At 42.5% G+C, this 8,916-nt stretch carries 5 protein-coding genes and 1 rRNA gene; 5 read left to right on the forward strand and 1 reads right to left on the reverse strand.

Features of this window, described 5'->3' with window-relative positions; all coding sequences use genetic code 11:
• Positions 1–95: 95 nt before the first annotated feature.
• From mnmG to ACYVFD_RS14150, 3 genes are all read left to right on the forward strand, one after another.
• A complete protein-coding gene (gene mnmG / locus ACYVFD_RS14140; protein WP_461090807.1) occupies positions 96–1,958 on the forward strand; it encodes a tRNA uridine-5-carboxymethylaminomethyl(34) synthesis enzyme MnmG in 1,863 nt (620 codons plus the stop codon).
• A 76-nt stretch (positions 1,959–2,034) separates the two neighbouring features.
• Complete coding sequence (locus tag ACYVFD_RS14145) at positions 2,035–2,916, forward strand: class I SAM-dependent methyltransferase (RefSeq protein ID WP_461090808.1); 882 nt, start codon at positions 2,035–2,037, stop codon at positions 2,914–2,916.
• Positions 2,917–3,402: 486 nt separating this feature from the next.
• Entirely contained in the window at positions 3,403–5,211 is a 1,809-nt protein-coding gene (locus ACYVFD_RS14150; protein ID WP_461090809.1) for a tetratricopeptide repeat protein, read from the forward strand.
• Positions 5,212–5,297: 86 nt separating this feature from the next.
• Here the strand turns inward: ACYVFD_RS14150 and thrC are convergent, their stop codons facing one another.
• Entirely contained in the window at positions 5,298–6,608 is a 1,311-nt protein-coding gene (thrC, locus tag ACYVFD_RS14155) for a threonine synthase (protein WP_461090810.1), read from the reverse strand.
• A gap of 217 nt (positions 6,609–6,825) precedes the next feature.
• Here thrC and pruA point away from each other — a divergent pair, with 217 nt between their 5' ends.
• Positions 6,826–8,457 carry an L-glutamate gamma-semialdehyde dehydrogenase gene (pruA, locus tag ACYVFD_RS14160; RefSeq protein ID WP_461090811.1) on the forward strand — a complete coding sequence of 544 codons (1,632 nt, stop codon included), beginning with the start codon at positions 6,826–6,828 and terminating at the stop codon, positions 8,455–8,457.
• 339 nt (positions 8,458–8,796) lie between these two features.
• A 16S ribosomal RNA gene (locus ACYVFD_RS14165) occupies positions 8,797–8,916 on the forward strand; the annotation flags it as partial.

Consider the following 8,916-nt stretch of genomic DNA (forward strand, 5'->3'; position numbering starts at 1 on the left):
TTTTGTTGCCCGTATATCAAGTTTTATCTTTCAGTCAACTTTCATCAATTTTGTGAAAAGTTTCCACGTGAAACATTTTTCAAAAACTATTCAAGATGTATTCTTCTTACGATGTCATTGTAGTAGGAGCGGGCCATGCAGGGTGTGAGGCAGCAAGTGCAGCTGCAACCATGGGTTCGCGCGTTTTGCTTATTACAATGAATATGCAAACTATCGCACAAATGTCCTGTAACCCAGCCATGGGAGGAGTAGCTAAAGGACAAATTGTTCGCGAAGTTGATGCGCTGGGTGGCTTATCTGGAATTATCAGCGATAAAAGTATGATCCAATTTAGGATGCTGAATCGCTCTAAAGGGCCAGCTATGTGGAGTCCGCGCTGTCAAAGTGACCGAAATTTATTTGCCTGGGAGTGGCGAAAAGCATTAGAGAATAATAAAAACATTGATTTTTGGCAGGACACTGTAAACGAAGTTATTGTCAAAGATGGGATGGTTGTGGGTATAAAAACAAGTTTGGGCATCGAATTCCAGGCAAAAGCAGTTGTGCTGACTAATGGTACATTTCTGAATGGCCGCATGTTTATTGGTGAAAAAGTATTTGGAGGTGGACGAACAGCTGAACGGGCCGCCACAGGTTTGACCGAACAACTAGTCACTTTAGGATTCGAATCGGGGAGAATGAAAACCGGTACGCCACCACGAGTAGATGGCCGAAGCTTGAATTATGATAGTATGGAAGAGCAGCTTGGCGACGAGAAGCCGGGCAAATTCTCCTATACAGAAACCCCAACTTTGACAAAGCAACGCAGTTGCTGGATTACTTACACCAACCAGAATGTTCATGATGAACTGAAAATAGGCTTTGAAAAATCGCCCATGTTTACAGGTCGAATCAAAGGATTGGGACCCCGATATTGCCCATCAGTTGAAGATAAGATCAATCGATTTGCCGATAAAGATAGACATCAGATTTTTGTTGAGCCGGAGGGTTGGGATACTGTAGAAGTGTATGTGAATGGGTTTTCGACCTCACTGCCGGAAGATGTACAGTACAACGCATTACGAAAAATACCGGGTTTTGAGAATGTACGGATGTTCCGTCCAGGCTATGCTGTCGAATACGATTTCTTCCCGCCAACGCAATTGAAACCAACTCTGGAAACACAATTGGTCAAAAATCTTTTCTTCGCAGGACAGATTAATGGGACAACTGGATACGAAGAAGCAGCCTGCCAGGGCCTGATGGCAGGAATAAATGCACACCGAAATGCAGTCGAGGCAGAAGAGTTTACCATCAAACGATCGGAAGGATATATTGGAGTATTGATAGACGATTTGATCACAAAAGGTACCGAAGAACCGTATCGAATGTTTACGTCCCGCGCCGAATACCGAACGCTACTACGGCAGGATAACGCCGATTTGCGTCTTACTGAAAAAGGATACGCCATTGGTTTAGCCTCACAGGAACGGTATGACGCAATGGTAAAAAAGCGAACAGAAACAGCAAACTTAACCGAAGCGATTCGGGCTACTAAGCTAAAACCCGAAGAAATCAATAGTTGGTTAGAGTCGAAGGGAAGCTCAACTTTAAAGGAGAAAAGCAGTTTATACACGTTGTTGAAACGTCCGGAGATCGAATTAACCGATGTAAATCACTTATTACAGCTCGTGCCAGACTTACCCAGTAGGGTAGGGGAGGAGGTGATTGAACAAACCGTTATTGAAATCAAGTACGAGGACTACCTTAACCGAGAGAAACAGAACGCTGAAAAATTGGACAAGTGGGAGAATCTATCGATCAACCCCACGTTCGACTATGATCGGTTAAAAGCCTTATCCTTTGAAGGTCGGGAAAAATTGAAACGATTACGTCCATCGACTATAGGTCAAGCGTCGCGAATAAGCGGAGTAAGTCCATCCGACGTTTCCATATTACTTGTCTATATGGGCCGATAATTTGGTAAAAGTCTGGTCACTGTTCAGCAACAGTTCTCCAGACTTTTTTTATTCTCATCGCATTACATCATCTGAATTGGAAACAGTAGAACACTGCCCAAACTGTGGCAACACAAACTTCAGCGCTTTTTTAGTCTGTAAAGATTACCTGGTAAGCAACAGGGATTTTTCCATACAGCAATGTCAGCAATGCAATTTCCGCCTGACAAATCCGCGGCCAGATGCAAACTCAATTGGCAATTTTTATAAGTCGGACCAATATGTTTCGCATAACGATGAAAGCAGTGGTTTAATAAATACTGCTTACAGAGCAGTTCGAAAATATACACTTCATTCAAAACTTCAATTAATTAATCAGATTAATGGAAAACCTGGCCACCTGTTAGATGTTGGTTGTGGAACAGGGGCTTTTTTGGAAAACTGCCGGGAAGGGGGGTGGCGGATCACAGGCATGGAACCCGACAGTGATGCCAGAAAAATTGCAACAGAGAAGTTAAACACAACGATTCAAGCAAGCCTTAATGCATTAGCCGGTTCTGAAAAAGTCGATGTGATTACGCTCTGGCATGTACTGGAACACATTCCAAATCTGGCTAAAACAATCGACCAATTATACCAGCTTTTAACTGAAAAGGGGACATTATTGATAGCTGTTCCGAATTCGGCCTCCTATGACGCAAGCTATTTTAAACAGTATTGGGCGGCTTATGATGTACCCAGGCACCTGCATCATTTCACCCCATCAACAATAGAGTCTTTATTTAAAAAGCATGGGTTTGTCTTAACAGGTACAAGGCCTATGATATTCGATGCATTTTATATAGCAATGCTAAGTACTCGTTATCAGACAGGAAAGACTGACTATTTAAAAAGTATTCGTGTGGGGTTGGCTTCAAACTCCGAAGCAAAACGAACTGGGAATTACTCGAGTCTCATCTACCTTCTCAAGAAGGCATAATAATTGTGCTTTTTCCACTTAAAGGATGCCTTTTGAGCTTGATCAGGAAAAGGTCAATTCTAAATTAAAAAAGTGAAAATATTATGTGCATAACTATGTGTATAAATAAAACTTGTGCGTGGAAAACTTGTTTATAAGCCATCCTTCCACTGTGGATGAATTGAGGAGTAATCCACAACTCGTTTTAAAATGCAAAACAGTGTGGAGAAACAACAACATATCACAAGTAATTCCACACAATTTCCCCAACATAAATTGTGTATAAATCTTATGCACAAATCCACAAAAGAATAACACACAAATTGTGGATAAAATGTTATTATATTAACAATGAAGTAGTTACGTGTGGATAATTAAAGAAAAGCTTGTGGATATCATCGTATTCTTATCCACAATGGTTAACTTCAGGAGTGGACAACTTATTTGTACACATATCCACATAGATAATGGTTATAATAACGTTTCTTTAAAAAGATATTTTATAAAATGTTAATAAGGTCAAAAGTCATTATCGCATTCCTGTGGTTGTTGTCGGTTGGGCTGGCCTTGGGACAAGGTGGAGGTTCGTTGGCAGAGGAATATTACAAAGCCGGCGAATTCGAAAAAGCAGCGAATGAATATGCTAAGCTGTTGAAAACCGAAGTAACGTGGGAGCGTTTGTCGCGTTATGTAGTCAGTTTGCAAAAAAGCAATAAATCGGAAGATGCGGTAAAGTACTTGAGGAAGCAACAGCGTAGTGACGAGGCCAATCGACCATATTATGAACTGTTGACTGGGCAGCTAGCTACGCAACAAGGCGATACGACGCTAGCCAAGACACAATACACTGCCGCATTACAATCTAGTAAGTCATCACTGACTAAACTCGAAAAAATTGCAACGGCCTTTAACGAGGCAGGAGAGTCGCGCTGGGCGATTAAAGCACTTGAAACCGCCCGGGAGGTCAGTAGGGAGAGAACGGCCTATAGCGAGGATTTAATGGCGCTATACAAGGCCACTGGCCAAACGGAAAAAGCGATTGAGGAGATTATAACAACCAGTAAGCAATCCGATAAAAAAGAGACTGTACTGGCTTCGCTACAGGGTTACCTAAACACAAAAGAAGAACCCCTTGTCGAAAAAGCATTGTATACACGGATTCAACAGGAGCCAAATGAACTAGCCTACAATGAACTGTTGATTTGGTTCTTCGTTCAGAAACAAAAATTCAGCCGGGCGCTCTTACAGGAGAAAGCGACTGACAAACGATTAAAATTAAACGGTAGCCGAGTATACGATTTGGGTATGCTGGCCATGAATAACAAAGAATACAAAACCGCAGCAGAAGCTTTTGAATACGTCACAACAACGTATCCCCAGGGCCAGCTTTATCCATTCGCTCGTCGATTAGTGATCAACGCCCGCGAAGAACAGGTAAAAAACACATATCCGGTCGATAAAACTGAGATCCGTAAACTGATCGGTGATTACCAACGTATGCTTCAGGAAATCGGAACTAATGTAAAAACGCTCGAAGCGCTACGGAGTACGGCTAACCTCTATGGCAATTATCTAGACAGTAAAGACACTGCATTGACGGTTTTAGACCTGGCGATTGATTTAGGCAAAACCGATAAAAACTTTGTGGACCGCTGTAAGCTGGATAAAGGCGATATCTATCTCCTGAAAGGCGAGCCCTGGGAATCAACTCTACTTTATTCGCAGGTCGAAAAGTCGCAGAAGGAAGAGTTACTGGGATACGAAGCGAAACTGAAAAATGCTAAACTTCAATATTACAAAGGCAGTTTCGCCGTCGCAAAAGATCTGTTAGACGTATTGAAACTCGCTACTTCCCGTGAGATTGCCAATGATGCAGAACAATTGAGTTTGTTGATTGTGGATAATACCGGAATGGATAGCACCGAAGCGGCTATGCGTGAATATGCTGACATCGACCTAATGCTTTTCCAGAACAAAACGGATGAAGCAATAATAGCCTTAAACAAAATGTGGGCTAAGTATTCTGAACATACGATTGCTGATGAAGTGCTGTGGTTACGAGCCAATACATACATGAAACAGGGTAAAAACTCCGAAGCCCTTGAAGATCTGAAGCAAATCTCGGCTAAATATCCAAATGATATACTGGGCGATGATGCCATGTTTACACAGGGAAAAATCTATGAAGATCGACTAAAGGACAAGCAGGCTGCCATGGAAGCATACCAGAAAGTATTAACCCAATATCCGGGTAGTATTTATGGCGCCGAAGCACGTAAACGCTTTAGGACATTACGGGGGGATACTGTTAATTAAAGTGTTAATACTTATCCACAAAAAAGGCCTGAATATGTTGATTCAGGCCTTTTTTGTGGATAAGTAATTAGCAATGTGGATATTGCTTAAGAAACAGTTTGTAAAAATGATTCCTTAAATGCTTCATATTGAGCGGGAATTTGGATACTATGCTTCGTCCGATGGGCCAAAACAGCTAACCGCTCTGGTACCTCAACAGGAGTTTCTAAAACTCGTTCAACCAACGGTTTAAATTTGGACGGGTGCGCTGTAGCCAAAGCAATACCGATTTTATCCGTTGCTGAAGCATTGAGGTAAGTCTGTAAACCCAGGATACCAATAGCTGTATGTGGACAAGTGACGTAACCATACGTTTCGTAAAAACGCTTCATTCCAGCACGGGTTTGCTCATCATCGAAATAGTATCCCGAGACATTTTTTGACAAACGCTCATAACTGTCGCCATACAGATGCTTCAACCGAACAAAATTGCTGGGATTTCCCACGTCCATCGCGTTAGAGATGGTGGCAATAGAAGCTTTCGGTGAATAAGAGCCTGAGTCAAGATAGGAGGGAACAACATGGTTCAAATTCGTAGAGGCTATAAAGTGTTCAATAGGTAAACCCATTTGCTGAACCATCACACCAGCGCTCAAATTGCCAAAGTTGCCACTTGGAGTCGAAAACACCACTGGTTTACCAAATTTCTTGACCTGCCCGTAAGCACTCACATAATAAAAACCCTGAGGAATTAGCCGGAAGATATTGATCGAGTTGGCAGAGGATAATGAAAGATGGCTATTTAATTCGTCGTCAACAAATGCCTGTTTTACAATCGCCTGACAATCATCAAATGACCCATCAACTTCGAAAGCCTGAACATTGCCACCCAATGTCGTCAACTGCTTTTCCTGTAAATCACTAACTCGACCACTGGGATATAAAATAGAAACTCGTATTCCAGGCACGTTATGGAAACCCATAGCTACTGCGCCACCCGTATCACCTGACGTAGCCACCAGTATATTTACTTCCTTGTCATGGCGCTTGGAGTAAAAAGACATCAAAGCAGCCATGTAGCGAGCTCCCACATCCTTGAAGGCGAGGGAAGGGCCATGAAATAGCTCTAGTACACCAGTTTTACCAGACTCTAAATCAACAACGGGTGTTTCAAATGGAAAAGCCGAATGAGTTAATTCCTCCAGATCTGCTTTACTAATCTCATCCCCAAAAAGTGTTTGACTAAGCGAAAACCCAATGTCGGCCAAAGACTGATTCGCAATCGCGTTAAAATAACCAGCGCCCAATTGAGGCAACGGGGTTGGCATATACAATCCTTTATCGGCTGGCATACTATGAAATAAGGCCTCCTCTACCGACACAGTCACCGATGGACTGTTTGTACTATAAAAGCGCATAGAACATGTCAAAGTGAAAGTACAAAGTACGGGAAATCAGACCAATGAATCGAAAAGGAACTATTGAAATGTGGAAAACCATTTTGATACTGTGGATAACTTAGGCAATCCATAACTTTGTTGTAAAACACTTCACAACCTACAGAGTAGTGGTAAGTTGATAAAAACGTTTACCAATGCTCCCAATCGGGCCGGCGTTCCGGCCATTTTAAAATCCATGTCTTTTGGTATTTTTAATATCCCAGTACCGACGAATGAGCCGGTAAAAGAATATCGACCCGGATCGCCAGAGCGAATAGTACTAAAGCAGGCTTTGCAGGCTTTTCGCAGTCTGGAAACCGATATACCCATGTATATTGGTGGACAGGAGGTGCGTACAGAGCGTAAGTTAAGAGTTTCACCACCCCATGACCACCATCATACGTTAGGGTACTTTTATGAAGGTGATGCGCAGCATGTTGAACAGGCCATTGACGCTGCGATAAGTGCAAAACAAGCCTGGGCTAATCTATCCTGGGAAAATCGGGCAAGCATTTTCCTGAAAGCTGCTGATTTAATTGCAGGCCCCTATCGCGCTCGAATCAATGCAGCTACCATGCTTGGGCAGTCGAAGAATGCATACCAGGCTGAAATCGACTCAGCTTGTGAACTGATTGACTTTTTACGGTTCAACGTACATTATGCCGATGAGATTTACCGGCAACAGCCCAATTCATCTACTGGCGTCTGGAATAAGCTAGAATATAGGCCACTGGAAGGGTTTGTCTTTGCGCTAACGCCTTTCAACTTCACAGCAATTGCTGGCAATTTGCCTACTTCGGCTGCCATGATGGGAAATACAGTCGTATGGAAACCTGCCTATACGCAGGTGTTGTCAGCTAAAGTAATCATGGAAGTACTTCAGGAAGCTGGATTACCTGAAGGTGTCATTAACCTGATTTATGTGGATGGGCCGGTAGCCGGAGAAGTTATTTTTAATCATCCCGACTTTGCAGGTATTCATTTTACAGGGAGTACAGCCGTTTTTCAACAAATCTGGGGGACGATTGGAGCAAATATCCACAAATACAAAAGTTATCCACGAATTGTGGGTGAAACCGGTGGAAAAGACTTTGTGCTAGTTCATGAATCGGCAGATGTTGATGAAGTAGCTACTGGATTGGTCCGTGGAGCGTTTGAATTTCAGGGACAAAAATGTTCAGCCGCATCAAGAGCCTATATACCTTCAACGCTTTGGCCACAGATAGAGACAAAGCTGAAAGCCTTTTTAAGCGAATTGAAAATGGGGGGCACTGAAGATTTTTCTAATTTTATCAACGCCGTCATCGATGAACGAGCTTTCAAGAAAATAACTGCCTATATCGACGAAGCAAAAAGGAGTGAGGAGGTAGAAGTGGTTGCAGGCGGAAATTACGATGGTACAAAAGGTTATTTTATTGAACCAACAGTGCTACGCGTAACAAATCCAGCATATCGGACGATGTGTGAGGAAATATTTGGACCGGTGCTAACAGTCTATGTGTATGAACCAGCAGAATTTGAAAAAATCATTCAAACAGTTGATTCTACATCTCCATATGCACTAACAGGATCAATTTTCGCACGGGATAGATATGTCATAGAGCAGGTAACCCACAAGCTCCAAAACGCTGCAGGCAACTTTTATATCAATGATAAGCCAACAGGGGCAGTTGTAGGTCAGCAACCATTCGGAGGAGCGAGAGCATCGGGTACAAATGACAAAGCGGGATCAGCATTGAACCTATATCGTTGGGTTTCAGCCAGAACTATTAAAGAGACCTTTGTTTCGCCAACACATTACGGTTATCCCTTTTTAAAGTCAGAATAAATTTTCTAAAAAAGTTTGGCTGAAGGCTTGCGCTAAGAAATAAAAAAGCATAATTTTGCACTCCCAAATCGAAGGAAAGAGTACAGCAGAGTAATCTAACTGTCGTTCAATCAATTAGTTAGAAATGGGAATTCAAAAAGGTTGCAAAAATATTTTTTCAACTTTTTCTTGACAAAGCAAAATGAGTGCCGTACCTTTGCACTCCCAAATATAAGGAAGGCCAACAACGGTTGGCCACAATCTCGAAAGAGAGACAGTTCTTTGACGTTTTGACATCAACAGGTTAGCACTAAATAAGGCTAAAACATCGTGAAAGCATCGTCTTTCACACAAATATTTACGATGGAGAGTTTGATCCTGGCTCAGGATGAACGCTAGCGGCAGGCCTAATACATGCAAGTCGAACGGGCCGCAAGGTCAGTGGCAAACGGGTGCGTAACGCGTAAGCAACCTGCCTCA

The sequence above is a fragment of the Spirosoma gilvum genome (genome assembly GCF_054776815.1).

Coding starts and splice junctions, on each gene's coding strand:
- mnmG (WP_461090807.1), top strand. CDS start 96: ATGTATTCTTCTTACGATGTCATTGTAGTAGGAGCGGGCCATGCAGGG.
- ACYVFD_RS14150 (WP_461090809.1), top strand. CDS start 3,403: ATGTTAATAAGGTCAAAAGTCATTATCGCATTCCTGTGGTTGTTGTCG.
- thrC (WP_461090810.1), bottom strand. CDS start 6,608: ATGCGCTTTTATAGTACAAACAGTCCATCGGTGACTGTGTCGGTAGAG.
- pruA (WP_461090811.1), top strand. CDS start 6,826: ATGTCTTTTGGTATTTTTAATATCCCAGTACCGACGAATGAGCCGGTA.